At 35.6% G+C, this 16302-nt stretch carries 16 protein-coding genes; all 16 read right to left on the reverse strand.

All coding sequences use genetic code 11. The features are described from left to right. Window positions 1-351: 351 nt before the first annotated feature. Complete coding sequence (ald, locus tag BMX60_RS00260; RefSeq protein WP_091347685.1) at window positions 352-1473, reverse strand: alanine dehydrogenase; 1122 nt, start codon at window positions 1471-1473, stop codon at window positions 352-354. A gap of 144 nt (window positions 1474-1617) precedes the next feature. Beyond that, window positions 1618-2247 (reverse strand): stage II sporulation protein M, encoded by a 630-nt coding sequence (spoIIM, locus tag BMX60_RS00265; protein ID WP_177159619.1) that lies wholly within the window; start codon window positions 2245-2247, stop codon window positions 1618-1620. 59 nt (window positions 2248-2306) lie between these two features. Beyond that, window positions 2307-3458, reverse strand: a complete 1152-nt coding sequence (locus BMX60_RS00270; RefSeq protein WP_091347993.1) for an endonuclease Q family protein — start codon at window positions 3456-3458, stop codon at window positions 2307-2309. Between the two features lie 103 nt (window positions 3459-3561). After that, entirely contained in the window at window positions 3562-4662 is a 1101-nt protein-coding gene (locus BMX60_RS00275) for a DUF3866 family protein (protein WP_091347691.1), read from the reverse strand. Between the two features lie 400 nt (window positions 4663-5062). After that, window positions 5063-5596: a 2-oxoacid:acceptor oxidoreductase family protein gene (locus BMX60_RS00280; RefSeq protein WP_091347694.1), complete on the reverse strand. Its 534-nt coding sequence runs from the start codon at window positions 5594-5596 to the stop codon at window positions 5063-5065. A gap of 1 nt (window position 5597) precedes the next feature. Then, window positions 5598-6353, reverse strand: coding sequence for a thiamine pyrophosphate-dependent enzyme (locus tag BMX60_RS00285; RefSeq protein WP_091347697.1), 756 nt, complete (start codon window positions 6351-6353; stop codon window positions 5598-5600). Beyond that, the gene (locus BMX60_RS00290) at window positions 6353-7411 is read right to left on the reverse strand and encodes a 3-methyl-2-oxobutanoate dehydrogenase subunit VorB (protein ID WP_091347700.1); all 1059 of its coding nucleotides are present in this window, start codon (window positions 7409-7411) and stop codon (window positions 6353-6355) included. The genes BMX60_RS00285 and BMX60_RS00290 overlap by 1 nt, the downstream gene beginning before the upstream one ends. Before the next feature lie 14 nt (window positions 7412-7425). After that, entirely contained in the window at window positions 7426-7644 is a 219-nt protein-coding gene (locus BMX60_RS00295; RefSeq protein ID WP_091347703.1) for a 4Fe-4S binding protein, read from the reverse strand. Window positions 7645-7661: 17 nt separating this feature from the next. Further along, window positions 7662-8333 carry an ATP-binding protein gene (locus tag BMX60_RS00300; RefSeq protein ID WP_091347707.1) on the reverse strand — a complete coding sequence of 224 codons (672 nt, stop codon included), beginning with the start codon at window positions 8331-8333 and terminating at the stop codon, window positions 7662-7664. Then, a complete protein-coding gene (buk, locus tag BMX60_RS00305; RefSeq protein WP_091347710.1) occupies window positions 8334-9419 on the reverse strand; it encodes a butyrate kinase in 1086 nt (361 codons plus the stop codon). A 98-nt stretch (window positions 9420-9517) separates the two neighbouring features. Next, a complete protein-coding gene (locus tag BMX60_RS00310; protein ID WP_091347713.1) occupies window positions 9518-10585 on the reverse strand; it encodes a Leu/Phe/Val dehydrogenase in 1068 nt (355 codons plus the stop codon). A 33-nt stretch (window positions 10586-10618) separates the two neighbouring features. Further along, window positions 10619-11524 carry a phosphate butyryltransferase gene (gene ptb / locus BMX60_RS00315; RefSeq protein WP_091347717.1) on the reverse strand — a complete coding sequence of 302 codons (906 nt, stop codon included), beginning with the start codon at window positions 11522-11524 and terminating at the stop codon, window positions 10619-10621. A gap of 12 nt (window positions 11525-11536) precedes the next feature. Beyond that, window positions 11537-12592 (reverse strand): butyrate kinase, encoded by a 1056-nt coding sequence (gene buk, locus BMX60_RS00320; protein ID WP_091347721.1) that lies wholly within the window; start codon window positions 12590-12592, stop codon window positions 11537-11539. A gap of 12 nt (window positions 12593-12604) precedes the next feature. Next, complete coding sequence (locus tag BMX60_RS00325; protein ID WP_091347725.1) at window positions 12605-13681, reverse strand: Glu/Leu/Phe/Val dehydrogenase dimerization domain-containing protein; 1077 nt, start codon at window positions 13679-13681, stop codon at window positions 12605-12607. Window positions 13682-13873: 192 nt separating this feature from the next. Further along, entirely contained in the window at window positions 13874-15595 is a 1722-nt protein-coding gene (locus BMX60_RS00330) for a sigma-54 interaction domain-containing protein (RefSeq protein ID WP_278276540.1), read from the reverse strand. 125 nt (window positions 15596-15720) lie between these two features. Next, on the reverse strand, window positions 15721-16302 hold a 582-nt coding region (locus BMX60_RS11955; protein WP_177159620.1), incomplete at its 5' end, for a tetratricopeptide repeat protein.

A 16302-nucleotide genomic window follows, 5' to 3' on the forward strand; every position in this document is an offset into this window, starting at 1 on the left:
TGAAATTATTACAAAAAGACATCAACAAAAGTCTGTTGATGTCTCAGACTGAAGACAAACTATAGACAAAGTCACCATCAGCTGTGGAAATTAAACAAAGATACGATTAAGTCGAGGAGATAGATTTAAGAGCTGATTAGATAAAAGGAAGAAGGGGGGAGGAACAGGACGTTCCGAAAGCTTATTGAGCCATGGACGGCGAATTAGAGCGGTACCCTTCTTCCTTTTAGATAGAAGCCTTAAATCTCGACGGAGACTTTGTTAGAATGTTTAATTACCACAGCCTTTAAAAAATGACTTTGTCTACAAATTAAGACATCAACAAGAGTCTGTTGATGTCTTAAGTATTAACTATGCTTTTAATGCTTCTTCTAAAGGAGTATATTCTAAGTCTAAGGCTTCAGCTACAGCTTTGTAGGTAACTTTTCCGTTAATTACATTAACACCTAGTGCCAATGCTTTATCCTCTTTAATGGCTTGTAAATAACCTTTGTTAGCTATTTTTACTGCATATGGAATAGTAACATTAGTTAAAGCGAAGGTTGAAGTTCTTGGAACAGCTCCAGGCATATTTGCAACAGAGTAATGTACCACACCGTGTTTTACATAAATTGGGTCACTATGGGTAGTTACTCTATCGATTGTTTCTACTGATCCACCTTGATCGATTGCCACATCTACGATTACAGAGCCTTCTTTCATAGTCTTAACCATCTCTTCAGTTACTAATCTTGGAGCTCTAGCACCTGGTATTAAAACTCCACCAATTAACAAATCACAATTTTTAACAGCTTCTGCAATAGTAAATGGATTTGACATTAAAGTATTTACACGGCCGTGGAAGATATCATCTAAGTAACGTAATCTTTCAGCATTAATATCTAAAATTGTTACATTGGCACCAAGACCTACTGCCATTTTTGCCGCATTTGTACCTACTACTCCACCACCGATGATCACAACTTCTGCAGGCTTAACTCCTGGAACACCACCTAGCAATACACCTAAACCTCCATTAGGTCTTTGTAGGAAAGTAGCCCCAATTTGAGTAGCCATACGACCTGCCACTTCACTCATAGGAGTTAATAATGGTAAAGAACCATCTTCTAATTGAACTGTTTCATAAGCGATAGCTACCACTTTTTTCTCCATCAAAGCACGGGTTAATTCTGGTTCTGGAGCAAGGTGTAGATATGTAAATAAAATTTGACCTTCTTGGAACAATTCATACTCTTGAGGAAGGGGCTCTTTTACTTTTAAAATCATTTCAGCTTGAGTCCAAACATCTTTTGCAGTAGGAACAATTTTAGCTCCAACTTTTTCAAATTCTTCGTTGGTAAAACCACTGCCTTTACCAGCATTATTTTCAATAATCACTTGGTGTCCATTGTTAATAAGACTTAGAACACCAGCAGGGGTAATAGCAATACGATTTTCATTGTTTTTAATTTCCTTAGGTACTCCTATAAGCATGTTTTTTCCTCCTTTAGGATTTTCTCATCTTATATTTTTTGCAATAATTATGCCAATTATCAATTTAATATTTTTGTCCTATTTGACACAATATTCTCTGCATTTTCTTGCAAATAAGAAAAAAAATGCTTGCAAAATATTGCATTAAATCATAATTGGCACAACTAATTTTAATAATATTGGGATAATGTAGGCTTCTATCATCCCTGCAATTACCATAAAAATTCCACTTAACAAAATTAAAAAACAATAGTTGAGGAAAAAACTTTTAATATTAAAGTTTTTGTTTTTTACTATTTTTAATAAAATAACCCAAGAAAAAGAAATACTGGCTACTGAACTTAATAATAAAGCTGGAATGATCAAAAGATTATGGGGAACTATAGCTGCTAAAGAAAATAATAACCCTTTTAAAGTAGAATGATTAAAAATAAATCCAACGGTGAAACCTAAGATAACCCCACGGAAAAAAAGCATTAAAATTATTACCGGGATTCCTATAACTGTTAAGCCAGATAAAAAGGCAACTAATATAAATTTCCCATTGGTTAGTAAAGATTCCTGTAAAATACTGTTCTTATTAATACCCGTTGCCTCGTCCAACACTTCAAAATAAAAATTAATTTCCTGTTTTAATCCTTCACTGTGTTGGCTGGGCAGGCGATTGACCATAATAGATCCAAAAATAATTCCACAAATAAAAATTAGAACAACAAAGGTGAAAGAATATAAATTTTCTTTAATGTACCGCAAAAGTAGATGATTAAAAGCCACAGCCTTCCCCTCCCAGAAAATTATATAATTACTTTATGCTAGAGAAGAAGGATTTAGACCTAAACCATTACTTTACCATATTTCCCTCCACCACCCCTTTGTAAGCTCAAACTACCTTCACGGCCTTTAATTATAATTTCCACTATCTTATCACTAAAATACTTCCTTAACTTTTCTTCGCTAATTTGGTGTAAAATTTGTGCTTCAGTACCTAACTCTTGTAACGCCTTTTCCCGTCCTTTCTTCCCTAACCCTGGGATAAATTCTAATGGGATTTGATAATAATACTGGGGACGATGTATGGGATGATGACCAAAATTTAAATCCTTTATTTCCATTATTCTGTTATAAACCCCTTTAACTATCTTTTGTTTATCACAAAAACAATCTTCTAAAACCTTATCACAATTAGCGCAAAAATTATAATAATACTTTCCTAGTTGGGGGTCTAATCCGTAATTAGCTATTATTTTCCTTCCATCTCTATTTTTAATTCCTTTTTTTATTTCCGAAAAAGTGGGAGCTTCTAATTGTAAAACATTATATTCACGGGCAATTTTACCTACACTGTGGGCATCGGAGTTAGTTAAAAAATTAAAATTATGGAGTTCTGCAATACAATCCGCCAGTTTTGTATCAGCACTCAACCCTAATTCCACCACATCTATCTCCTCTACTCTATTGCCGAAACACTCTTTTAACCTGGTAAATGCTTTACCATAATAACTTTTATGGGGAGTAAAAATATGGGCAGGCATAAAGATTCCATCATGTTCTTTAACAAAATCTAATAACTGATTGGAAGTTACATTTGCCCGCTGGGTACTTAAATTATTATTAGTAACTTTTGTAGCTAAAAATTCACTAAAGGCAATGGTTCTTGAAAGGTCAGGGAAAAAACAAACAGCATGAACTCCTTCCTGGGTTTCCACTTCACTGCCTAATATCAAAGTTAAAGAAGCTAAATCACTTTTATAAACTAAGCCCCCTTCCTCTAGTTCTTCTAATATCCCCTCTCTTATTAAAAAAGATAATTCCTGTAACACATAGGGGGAACCACAATCAACTAAACCAATTATGTCCATCCCCTTTGCTACAATAGAATGTTCAATGATATTTAAAATTGTCATATTTCTAGATGCGGTGACCTTTACCGCCTTTTTACAGGCTGAACCTATATGAATATGAAAATCACAGTTATATTTTTTCATTTTTTCTACCTCTAACAATAATATTTTTAAACCTCCCGCATATAATATATTAAAAATTTAGGGAGGTATATGTTATGTATATTAACAATAAAGGCATCTTTTTTCAAGGAAATATTAAAGAGTTAATGGAATTTTTAAAGGGGTTAGAAAAGGAATATGCAACATACTTTGCCAATGCCGTTAAAGCATCAAAATATTCAGGGTTATCATCATATCCCCTTCCCATAGAAGAAAGGTTTATTCCATAATCTTCTGCTTCTTTTAAAATATCAACTTTAGAGCAGATTTTGATAGAATGTTTTTTTGTCAAACCTTCATTTTTTAGCTGTGTTAAAATAAAAGTTATTTTTTTTCTTTCCATATCAGGTAAAACCAATGGATAACTTCCTTTAACTAGGCTGCCAAAATTAGTGAGAAAATGATGACTTATCCCCCGATGTCTCTCCCGCTGGTCAGCAAAACCTAACCGGAGGGCAGGATAAACATCACAACCTAAATTTTGGGCAACATCAGAAATATATCCCTGTTCTATTCCAGTGAACCCATATTTAGTACCTGTTCCAACAATACCGGGCCCCATGCCAACGATAGTTATCTGGGCTTGAAAATAGGCAATACTCCCTTGTATAGCTGTAATAAAGTTTACGCTCTCTAAATCGCCACCAAAGGCATGGCCACAGGTAATAACCCCTTGGATTAATTTATTCTCTTTTAAAATCTTTAATGTATTACTGTGATATGCCGGCAAAGCTCCACCATCGGTCATGCAATAGGTAATTTTTAAATGGGGATTTATTTTTTTAAGGCCAATTACTAAGGGTGCTAACATACTATGTAGCTCTATAGTGATTACTTTATGTCCTGAAAAACTAAATTTATCCAAATTTTCTCCTAACTGTTCCTCTAAGGTATGAACCTTTAATTGTAAAGGAGTATACCTAAGTTTCATAATATGACCGGGACTTTTATCCTTTTTAGGTGTAGGGTTTAATTTGCTGATGATAAAATGATATCCACCTGTCCCTAAGTTTAAGTCAACGGCAGTAGTATTTACAAAAACTTCATCTCCTACTTCTACCCTTCCTATCAATGTTGGATAGTTATAACCTTGGCTATTATCAGCAAATTTGACTATCTGTACATCTACTCCTTTACTTACATCTTTTACAATTTCAATAACTTTTTTCACTTCAGTATTAATCATAATTATCCACCCTTTCCATTAACTCCTAACCATCTAATAATATTATAACAGGGATTTTCATAAACATCAAAAAGAGGCAATGAAAAACTCCATTGCCTCAGACTGAAGACAAACTATAGACAAAGTCACCATCAGCTGTGGTAATTAAACAAAGATACGATTAAGTCGAGGAGATAGATTTAAGAGCTGATTAGATAAAAGGAAGAAGGGGTGAGGAACAGGACGTTCCGAAAGCTCTATTGAGCCATGGACGGCGAATTAGAGCGGTACCCTTCTTCCTTTTAGATAGAAGCCTTAAATCTCGACGGAGACTTTGTTAAAATGTTTAATTACCACAGCCTTTAAAAAATGACTTTGTCTACAAACTGAGGCAATGGAAAACTCCATTGCCTCTAGCTTTTTATTTAACGAAAGCTGCACCCCTATTTAGTGCTTCTTCGTTCATTGGTATTAAGTTGTGGCGATGTTCTGGTAAAACCTTTTTCAATGATTCTATAATTGATTCTTTTGATACTACTTTTGTTTGAGCAATCAAAGTCCCTAAAACCACCATGTTGGCAACCTTTAAGTTACCTAGTTCATTGGCAATTTCATTGGCAGGAACTTCTATAACCGTTATATCTTCCCGCTGACAACTACGATTGATCAAAGAAGAGTTAATTATTAACACTCCACCAGGTTTCACCATAGATTCAAATTTATCTAATGATGGTAAATTCATCGCTACTACTACTTGAGGTTCAGTAACTACCGGTGAACCAATAGGCTCTTCTGAAACCACAACTGTACAGTTAGCAGTTCCTCCCCGCATTTCAGGACCATAAGAAGGCATCCAAGAAACCTCTTTACCTTCTAACATTCCCGCATAGGCAATTAACTGCCCCATAGACATAACCCCTTGGCCACCAAAACCAGCTAAAATCATATCCAACATATTATTTAGCCTCCTTTTCGGGGTCTCTTAAGTTACCCAATGGATAGTATGGAATCATGTGTTCTTCTAACCACTTAAGGGCTTCTACAGGGCTGATACCCCAGTTAGTTGGACAAGTAGAAAGAACTTCTACTATACCAAAACCTTTACCTTCCATTTGTACTTGGAAAGCCCTTTTAATAGCTCTTTTTGCTTTCATTATATTAGGAACATTGTGAACTGAAACCCTTTCAACAAATACCGCTCCTTGAATTGTAGCCAACATTTCAGACATTTTTATTGGATAACCGGCATGGTTTTCATCTCTACCGAAAGGAGATGTAGCTGTAACCTGGTTAACTAACGTAGTTGGTGCCATTTGACCACCAGTCATACCATAAATAGCATTGTTAACAAAGATTGTAGTAATCTTTTCACCTCTAGCTGCAGCATGGACAATCTCGGCACATCCAATAGATGCTAAGTCCCCATCACCTTGATAAGTAAATACCACATTATCTGGATGTACCCTTTTTATTCCTGTAGCTACCGCTGGAGCTCTACCATGGGCAGCTTGTTGCATATCACAATCAAAATAGTTATATGCCAATACTGCACAACCTACAGGGGCAACACCAATAGCCTTTTCTTTGATCCCTAGCTCATCCATAACCTCAGCGATTATTTTGTGAATTATACCATGGGTACAACCTGGGCAATAGTGTAAAACATTATCTGTTAAACTTTTGGGTTTTTCCCATACTCTCACCCATTCCATTACTTAACACCCCCTGCTAATTCCCTAACTTTTTCTGCAATTTCTTGTGGAGTTGGTATCATACCACCGGTTCTTCCATAAAAATGTACTGGCTTTCTTCCATTAACGGCAAGCCTTACATCTTCCACCATTTGTCCAGTACTCATTTCTACTGTTAAGAAAGCTTTAGCTGTATCAATAACTTCATTAAAGGCTTTTTCTGGATATGGCCAGAGAGTTATTGGTCTAATTAAACCAACTTTAATACCCTCTTTACGTAACTGTTGAACAACGGTTTTACAAATCCTTGCAGTGGTACCGTAAGCAACTAAAATAATTTCTGCATCTTCAGTTTGATACATTTCACACTTAGTTTCTTTTTCCGCTATTTCCCTATATTTAGCTTGTAATCTTAAATTATGTTTCTCTAACTCTTCTGGAGCCATGTGGAGAGAGTTTACAACATTTGGTTTTCTTCCTTTAGCACCAGTTGTAGCCCAAGTTTTTTCTGGCAAATCCCTACCCTTAGGAGGATTAAATTCTACCGGTTCCATCATTTGACCGATAATACCATCTCCTAAAATCATTACAGGAGTTCTATAGGCATCGGCAATATCAAAGGCCTCCATAGTTAAATCAACTAACTCTTGTACTGTAGATGGTGCTAATACTACTAAACGATAATCACCATGACCTCCACCTTTAGTAGCTTGGAAGTAGTCGGATTGGGCAGGTTGGATACCACCTAGTCCTGGACCTCCCCTAACAATATTAACAATAACACAAGGAAGTTGAGCACCGGCGATATATGAAATACCCTCTGTCTTTAAACTGATACCAGGGCTGGAAGAAGAAGTTAATACTCTAGCACCAGCACCTGCTGCTCCATAAACCATATTTATCGCTGCAACTTCACTTTCTGCCTGTAAAAATACTCCCCCGACCTCTGGCAATCTTCTGGCAAGATATGCAGGAATTTCGTTTTGTGGGGTTATAGGGTAACCAAAAAAGTAACGACAGCCCGCTTGAACGGCAGCTTCTCCAAGAGCCTCATTACCTTTCATTAACTTTTTAGCCATGAATTAAACCTCCCTTATTTTTTAGCTTCCTTTTCTACTACAATAACGCTATCTGGACATATTCTTGCACATTGTGCACAGCCAATACATTTTTCCATTTCATATACAGTTGCAGGATTGTAACCTTTTTTGTTTATCCTATCAGTAGCCATTTTCACGATGTGTACAGGACAAACGATATTACATAATTCACAACCTTTACATTTGTCTTCATCAAAAATAACTCTTGGCATATTTCTAACCTCCTTATCTACAGCCATGGTAATTTATAGTCTATTTCTATGGGAAAAACTTTTGTATTTATTTTCTCCTTTAACTTTTCCGCCAATTCCCCTTTAGCCCCTGTAAAAACCACATTTAAACCTAGTTCTTCTCCAGCTTTTTCGACTAACTCTTGTCCCAGCAAAATATCTTCGATTTCAGTTAGTTCCCCTAAATTAGTGTTATTTATCAGCCCTGTTACTTTCAATCGGGACTTTCTTTCAATTCTTTCTTTAATAGTTTTTATTCCTTCCACTGTAGAAGTGAAAGGTCTTTTTTCATTAATTACCATCCAAAATTCATAACCAGTCTTTTGTAAATGATGATAATATCGCCCTAAAACTATGGCTCCATCATCACCCCCAACATCGATTACCACTGGTTTATCTGAAGTAAAACAACCTATAACTTCTGGTGGCAAAGCAGGTAGATCTGCTGTACCATACCTTTGATTAAAAATTACTTCTACATTATTTTCCCGTAAATCTTCAGCACTATCCCTAGACCTAAAAAAAGGGTTAACGATATCCAGGTCTACTAAATAACTTTTACCATAGGTTTTTGCTAAATATTTACTGAAATTTAGTGCTACCTGGGTTTTACCACTACCAAATTCACCACAAAAGATAAATACTTTGGATTTAGACAATAAATCAAGCATTTATTTTAATCCTTCATAAATTTTGGGCTTTTCTTCCCCAGTAAGCACCCTTAATCCACCTTCTGCTAAAGCAAGCATTTCATCTTCCCCTGGATAAACCAAAACATCAGATATAAAGTTTACCCTTTCTTTAATCCAGCCTACAAGAACATTGTCATAGGCTAAACCACCGGTTAAGATGATGGCATCTACTTCACCTTTTAAAACAGCTGCACAACTACCAATCTCTTTTGCCACTTGATAAGCCATGGCTTGATAAACAAGTTCTGCGTCCTTATCGCCATTTTCAATCATTTTTCTAACTTCTCGACCATCATTGGTATTTAGGTAGGCAACTAATCCACCTTTACCGACGATTTTTTTCATAATTTCTCCTTGGGTAAACTGATTAGAGAAACATAATTTAACTAAATCTCCTACAGGTAAACCACCACTTCTTTCAGGAGAAAAAGGACCTTCTCCATCTAAGGCATTATTAACATCTACTACCTTCCCTTTTCTATGGGCTCCTACTGAGATACCGCCACCTAAATGGGCTACAATAAAGTTAAAATCTTCATAAGATCCTTGAAGATCATTAGCTGCTCTACGGGCAACGGCCTTTTGATTTAAGGCGTGGAAAATACTTTTCCTTTGGATTTCCGGCATACCAGAAATCCTTGCAATGTCCTCCATTTCATCAACAACTACAGGATCGACAATATATGCTGGAATATTAAATTGTTCTGCAATTTCATGGGCAATGATACCACCTAAATTGGAAGCATGTTGGCCTTGTAAACCTTTTCTTAAATCTTCCAACATTTTTTCATTAACTTCATATGTTCCTCCAGGCATTGGAGCTAATAATCCCCCTCTACCCACAACCGCTGATAGTTTATTTAGATTAATTCCTTGTTCATCTAAGGTTTTTAAAATGACATTCTTTCTAAATTCATATTGATCAATAATAGATTTAAAGCCCACCAATTCTTCAGCAGAGTGGCGAAGGGTTTCTTCAAAAAGGGCATTGTCATTTTCAAATACAGCGATTTTTGTGGAGGTGGAACCGGGATTAATTGTTAGAATTCTAAAGCTATTTGGCATTTTATAATTACCTCCTTAAATACATCTTGAAACTTTTTAAAATAGGGAGTTGACTAAAGCCAACCCCCTTATTTTATAACTATCCTTTTAGGGTCTAATTAGCCAAGATAAGTGTTGCGAACTCTACCAAGTTTTTCAATTCTTTCTTCAGCCATTCTATCAGCAGCTTTATATGTTGGAATATTGTCTCTCTTAGCAATTTGGAATACCTTTTTGATGTTATCGTATATTTTAGAAACAGTTTGCATAGCCCTTTCTTCATTATATCCTTTAAGTTCATCGGCTACGTTAATTAATCCACCGGCATTTATTACATAGTCTGGAGCATAAATGATACCTTTTTCAGTAATGATATCACCATGACGTTCTTCTTTAAGTTGGTTATTAGCACCACCGGCGATAATTTTGCACTTAAATTGTGGTATAGTTTCATCATTTATTGTAGCACCTAAAGCATTAGGAGAGTAAATATCACACTCTACTCCATAGATTTCATTTAAACCAACAGCTTGGGCACCAAATTCTCTAACAACTCTATCAACAGCTTCTTTATCAATGTCAGTAACAATCAATTTAGCTCCAGCTTTGTGTAAATACTCACATAGGTAGTATCCAACTTTACCTACACCTTGTACGGCAACTACTCTACCGGTAATATCATCGGAACCCCAAACTTCATTGGCGCAAGCTTGGATACCTCTGAAAACTCCATAGGCAGTTTTAGGAGATGGGTCACCACTACCACCTAAAGTTTTAGATACACCTACAACGTAAGGAGTTTCTTGTCTAATATAATCCATATCGTCAACAACGGTTCCAACATCGGCAGCGGTAATATAGCGGCCATTTAAACTTTGGACAAATCTACCAAATGCCCTCCATAATTCTTCAGATTTCTGGGTTTTAGGATCTCCCCAAACTACAGTTTTACCTCCACCTAAATTTAATCCTGCTGCAGCAGCTTTATATGTCATACCCCTTGATAATCTTAAGGCATCTTCAATAGCTTCTTCTTCAGTTTTGTAATTCCACATACGGGTTCCACCTAAGGCTGGACCTAAAGTAGTGTCATGAATACCAATAATAGCTTTTAAACCAGAAGTTTTATCATGACAAATAACCACTTGCTCATAATCATACTTTTCCATGTACTTGAAAATTTCCATTTGAAATTCCTCCTTAAATTTTTAATATATAGCTTACCTATTGGCAGCTACTAAAACCCCTAAAGCTATAGAATATAATTTAGCTTCATGGGTATCTGACCTAGAAGTTAACACAACTGGTGCTTTGGCACCGGCAATTATCCCTGCAGTTTTAGCATTAGCAAAGTAAACTATAGATTTATATAAAACATTTCCTGCTTCAATATCGGGAACTAATAGAATATCGGCATTACCAGCTACTGGACTTACAATTCCTTTATGTTTTGCAGCTTCTAAAGATACTGCATTGTCTAATGCAAGGGGTCCATCGATAATACAACCTTTAATTTGTCCCCTATCTGCCATCTTAGAAAGATTTGCCGCATCTAATGTCGCCTGCATATCAGGGTTTACTAATTCCACTGCTGCTAAAGGTGCTACCTTAGGAGTATCGATTCCTAGAGCATGGGCTACTGTTACAGCATTTTGTACTATTTGAGCCTTTTGACTTAAATCAGGGGCGATATTCATAGCACCATCTGTTAATAAGAACAATTTATCATATCCTTGGATCTCCAATACTGCCACATGACTTAAAACTCTACCGGTCCTTAGACCAATTTCTTTATCAAGGACTGCCCTTAAAATATCTGCTGTACCTAATAAGCCCTTCATAACTAGACTGGCTTCACCTTGAGAAACCATTTCCACTGATTTTCTAGCAGCTTTAATTTTATCTGGTTCATTGATAATTCTACATCGGGAAATATCATAACCTTCCCCTTGGGCAATTTCTTTAATTCCTTCTTCATCGCCAACTAAAATAGCGTCAACAATTCCTAAATTTACCCCTTCGCTTACTGCAGCTAATACTTCGTTATCCTCTGCAGCTGCTACCACTAGGGTTTGTTTCGGTACTTCTTTAGCCTTTTCAATGATTTGTTGAATAGATGTTATCATCCAAACACCTCCCTAATAAGTTTTTGCTTTTTCTTCATTATTTAGTACCCTTAAAACACCTTCTACTAAAGCAATCATTTCATCTTCACCAGGATAAATTAAAACTTCTGCAATAAAACTAATGTACTGAGAAATTTTATCTGTTAAGTACTTAGAATGGGATAAACCACCGGTTAAAACAATTTTTTCTACTTGACCTTTCAATACTGTAGCCATTGCTCCGATTTCCTTAGCAATTTGATAAGCCATAGCATTGTATATAAGTTCTGCGTATTTATCCCCTTCTTTAATTCTCCTTTCAACTTCCCTAGCATCATTGGTGTTTAGATAAGCAACTAAACCACCTTCTCCGGTAAGCTTCTTCTTTAAAGTAGCTAAATCGTACTTTCCGGAAAAAGCTAATTTAACTAAATCACCTACCGGTAATCCTCCAGTTCTTTCTGGGGAAAATGGACCCATTTCATTGGCATTATTAACATCTATCATTTTATTTTTTCTAATTGGTACTATGGAAATTCCTCCACCTAAGTGGGCAACTATTAAGTTCATCTCCTCTAGAGATTTACCTAAATCTTTAGCTACCCTATGGGCAACTGCTTTAACATTTAAAGCATGTAACAAACTTCTCCGAGGTATTTCTGGCATTCCTGAAATTCTTGCTATATCTTCAAACTCATCTACTGCAACGGGGTCAACGATATAGGCCTTAACCCCAAACTTCTCGGCAATCTTTTTGGCAATTAATCCTCCTAAATTTGATGCATGCTCTCCTTGTACCCCAATTTTCAAGTCTTTAATCATCTCTTCATTAACTTCGTAAGTTCCACTTTCCATAGGTCTTAAAAGACCACCACGACCAACTATAGAGTGAAAAGAGGTAAAACCATTTTCCTCCAACCACTTTTCAATTACTTCATAACGAAAGTCTAATTGATCTATTATTTTACTGTATTTTTTAAGCTCTTCTCTACTATGGCTTAAGTTTTCACTTTTAATTAATTCTTTGCCCTCATAAACAGCGATTTTAGTAGAAGTAGAGCCAGGGTTAATTGCTAAAATTCTAAACATAACTACAACCCCTTATTTTTTATATATTGTCTTAACCTTCCTATAAGTTTCTAATCTCTCATGAACTAAAGTATCGGCAGCTTTATATGTTGGAATGTTATCCCTTCTGGAGATTTCAAAGATTTTCAATAACATATCATAAATACCTGCTGCTTTACCGTATGCCCTTTCTTTATTGTATCCACCTGGTTCTAGTTCATCGGCAACTTGAATTAGACCTCCAGCATTAACAACATAATCTGGGCCATAAACTATTCCTAATTCATGGAGCTTATCACCATGGCGAGGTTCAGCCAATTGATTGTTAGCAGCACCGGCAATAGCTTTACACTTTAATTTAGGAATTGTCTCATCATTGATAATTGCACCTAGAGCATTAGGTGAGAATATATCACATTCTACTTCATAAATTTCTTCAGGTTTCACTATAGTTACTTGTGGATAATCTGCTAATACTTTATCAATGTGTTCTTGAATTATATCTGTACCAATTACTTTAGCTCCATCTTCAATAAGGTAACCTACTAAGTGATAACCTACTTTTCCTAGACCCTGAACAGCGATGACTTTTCCTTCTAGTGAATCTGATCCAAATGCTTCCTTTGCTACAGCTTTAATACCTTTCCAAGTTCCAAAGGCGGTAATAATTGATGAATTACCACCACCCCCGTAAGATTCAGGTAAAGCACCAACATAAGGGGTTTCTTTACGGCAAATTATAAAATCATGGTAAGTAGTACCTACATCGGTACCTGTGCTAAATCTACCTTTAAAACCATCGATAAATCTACCAAAGGCTCTAAACATCGCTTCACTCTTGTCCTTTTTAGGATCACCCCAAATTACCGATTTCCCACCACCATAGTCTTGACCACTGGCAGCTGATTTGTAAGTCATTCCCTTTGAGAGCCTTAATACGTCGTAAATAGCTTCTTCTTCTGTTTTATAAGGCCACATTCTGCAACCACCAAGGGCTGGACCTAAAGTTGTATCGTGGATAGCTATTAAAGCCTTTAAGCCACTGGCTTTATGTTGATTAAAGATCAGCTGTTCATGTCCTTCTTTTTCCATCATTTCGAAAATCTTCATTTTGGTTACCTCCCCTTATTTTTTCACCTTTTTATTTTTTGCAATTTATGTGCCAAGCTATCTGATCTTAAATTATTATTTGATAAAAGCCTGAAAAATATAAAAAACAAAAAAATAACATAGTTTGCTTTTAAAAAAGCCAACTATGTTATTGCATTTTTTTGCAATAAATTGCGTTTTTTTGCCTGCAAATTATTGCAAGTCATATTTCTCTATTTTATTATATAAACTCCTGATAGATATATCTAAATCTTTAGCTGTCTTTGTTTTATTGAAATTATTAAGCATCAATACTTTTTGGATATATTCTTTCTCGACATTATCCAAAACTGTTGACAATGGTTTAACTGTAGTAGATTTTTGAACCTTTAGATCTATATTAAATTTATCATTAGTTAAATTAGGGAGATGGGTAGGAGTTATTATAGTTTCATTATAATTCATATTAATAATTGCCCTTCCTATTACATTTTCTAATTCCCTAACATTTCCCCGCCAATGATAATTTTCAAGAATTTGTAAAGCTTCTTCATCTATCCCTTGAATACTTCTTCCATACTCTTGGTTAAATTTCTTAATTAAATGGTATGTTAAAGGTTTAATCTCCTTTTTCCGCTTTCTAAGGGGAGGTATAAAAATGGGAACAACACTTATCCTGTAATATAGATCTTCTCGAAATTTCCCCTGTTTAATAGCTTCTTCTAAATTAACATTAGTAGCAGCAATTACTCGGACATCCACTGTTTGAGGCTTGGTATCTCCAACAGGAACTATTTCCCTTTCTTGTAGTACCCTTAAAAGCTTTGCTTGGAGATTCAAACTAATTTCACCTATTTCATCGAGGAAAATAGTCCCTCCATTAGCTTGGGAAAAAAGACCCTTCTTTCCACCCCTTTTGGCTCCTGTAAAGGCACCATCTACATAGCCAAAAAGTTCACTTTCCAAGAGATTATCAGCAATAGCGGCACAATTTACCCGAACAAATTGGTTGTATTTTCTGCTAGATGCATTGTGGATAGCATGGGCAAACAATTCTTTACCAGTACCACTTTCTCCCCTAAGGAGTACTGTAGCTGGGGTAATAGCAGCATTTTTTGCTTGTTCGATGGCCATTTTCATATTTAATTCTTCTGCAACGATATCATCAAAGGTATATTTAGCTTCTAGTTTTCTGATTATCCGTTTAGCCTTATCTAATTCATCATGTAACCTTTTAATTTCCGAAATATCATGGATTACTGCTACACTGCCCTTTAATTTATTATCTACTATCAGCGGGGCAGCATCCACTATTACTTCTTTACCCATAGCCCCTACTTTTAATTTAACACCTTTAACTGGCTGACGGGTTTTTAATACTTGAAGGTGAACACTTTCTCCTTCAGCGATATCTACATCTGCTGGTTTACCGATTATATCCTTTTCTGTATAGCCTGTAAGCTTTTTATATGCGGGGTTAATCATAATCCCTTTACCTTCATGATCTACAACTGAAATAGCATCAACTGTTGCGTTAAAAATGGATTCTAAAGTAGCTTGAACTTCTTTTAAGTTAGTTATTTTTTCCGCTAATTCTTTAACCTCTGTAATATCTCTAAAAACTGCTACAGCTCCTACTAACTCACCTTTTTCATTAAAAACAGGCATTCGGTTAGTTACTATGGATATATCCCCAACCTTTTGCTGTCTATTAAGTTCCGGTTTCCCTTCCTCTAAAACCCTAGGTAATCTCGATGTGGGAACAACTTCTAAAACATCTCGACCTAAACATTCTTTGTAAGGAATTCCTACAATTCTTTCCGCACCTTTATTCATTAAAATAATTTTCCCTTGGAGGTCTATAGCCATAATGGCATCATGTATACTATCTAAAATCCCTTGAATTTCATGGGGTCCTAAAACTCTCTTTCCCAAACTATTACCTCCTTAGCCTTTCCTTTCAATATATTTTATCATGAAAGGCTAAACTTGTTAAGACCGGCTAAATTATAAAGTTCAAATTAAAATTCTAAAAAAGATAAGGATAAGTTATATTTTCTTTAACAACCACTTATCACAATAAAGAGAATGAAAAAAATTATTAAGTAACCTAAACAAGTTGAACAGCCTGATTCACCTTCTTGATCCAGTATCTGATTTTTTTTATTGTTAATTTGTTGTCCTTCTAATTTATTTTTTGCTGTTGCTTCCCCAAGTTCTGCCGCCTTTTTATACCATTCATATGCCTTATTATAATCTTGTTCTACACCTTTACCTTCCTCATATAGCAATCCTATACTATACATAGCTGTTGCTTCCCCAAGTTCTGCTGCCTTTTTATACCATTCATAAGCCTTGTTATAATCTTGTTCTACACCTTTACCATTTTGATATAACCATCCTATATTATTTATCGATATTGCATGACCAAGTTCTGCTGCCTTTTTATACCATTTATAGGCCTTGGTATAATCTTGTTCTACACCTTCACCTTCCACATATAACAATCCTATGGTACACATCGCTTTTGCTTCCCCAAGTTCTGCTGCCTTTTTATACCATTTATAGGCCTTATTATAATCTTGTTTTACACCCTTACCATTTTGATATAACAATCCTATACTATACATCGCTGTTGCTTC

It is taken from the genome of Anaerobranca gottschalkii DSM 13577 (genome assembly GCF_900111575.1).
Classification (GTDB): domain Bacteria; phylum Bacillota; class Proteinivoracia; order Proteinivoracales; family Proteinivoracaceae; genus Anaerobranca; species Anaerobranca gottschalkii.

Excerpts from the sequence above, each read along its gene's own strand:
- buk (WP_091347710.1), bottom strand. The coding sequence starts at position 9,419 with ATGCCAAATAGCTTTAGAATTCTAACAATTAATCCCGGTTCCACCTCC.
- BMX60_RS00275 (WP_091347691.1), bottom strand. The coding sequence starts at position 4,662 with ATGATTAATACTGAAGTGAAAAAAGTTATTGAAATTGTAAAAGATGTA.
- BMX60_RS00300 (WP_091347707.1), bottom strand. The coding sequence starts at position 8,333 with ATGCTTGATTTATTGTCTAAATCCAAAGTATTTATCTTTTGTGGTGAA.
- BMX60_RS00280 (WP_091347694.1), bottom strand. The coding sequence starts at position 5,596 with ATGTTGGATATGATTTTAGCTGGTTTTGGTGGCCAAGGGGTTATGTCT.
- BMX60_RS00290 (WP_091347700.1), bottom strand. The coding sequence starts at position 7,411 with ATGGCTAAAAAGTTAATGAAAGGTAATGAGGCTCTTGGAGAAGCTGCC.
- ptb (WP_091347717.1), bottom strand. The coding sequence starts at position 11,524 with ATGATAACATCTATTCAACAAATCATTGAAAAGGCTAAAGAAGTACCG.
- buk (WP_091347721.1), bottom strand. The coding sequence starts at position 12,592 with ATGTTTAGAATTTTAGCAATTAACCCTGGCTCTACTTCTACTAAAATC.
- BMX60_RS00295 (WP_091347703.1), bottom strand. The coding sequence starts at position 7,644 with ATGCCAAGAGTTATTTTTGATGAAGACAAATGTAAAGGTTGTGAATTA.
- ald (WP_091347685.1), bottom strand. The coding sequence starts at position 1,473 with ATGCTTATAGGAGTACCTAAGGAAATTAAAAACAATGAAAATCGTATT.
- BMX60_RS00325 (WP_091347725.1), bottom strand. The coding sequence starts at position 13,681 with ATGAAGATTTTCGAAATGATGGAAAAAGAAGGACATGAACAGCTGATC.
- BMX60_RS00285 (WP_091347697.1), bottom strand. The coding sequence starts at position 6,353 with ATGGAATGGGTGAGAGTATGGGAAAAACCCAAAAGTTTAACAGATAAT.
- BMX60_RS00270 (WP_091347993.1), bottom strand. The coding sequence starts at position 3,458 with ATGAAAAAATATAACTGTGATTTTCATATTCATATAGGTTCAGCCTGT.
- BMX60_RS00310 (WP_091347713.1), bottom strand. The coding sequence starts at position 10,585 with ATGGAAATTTTCAAGTACATGGAAAAGTATGATTATGAGCAAGTGGTT.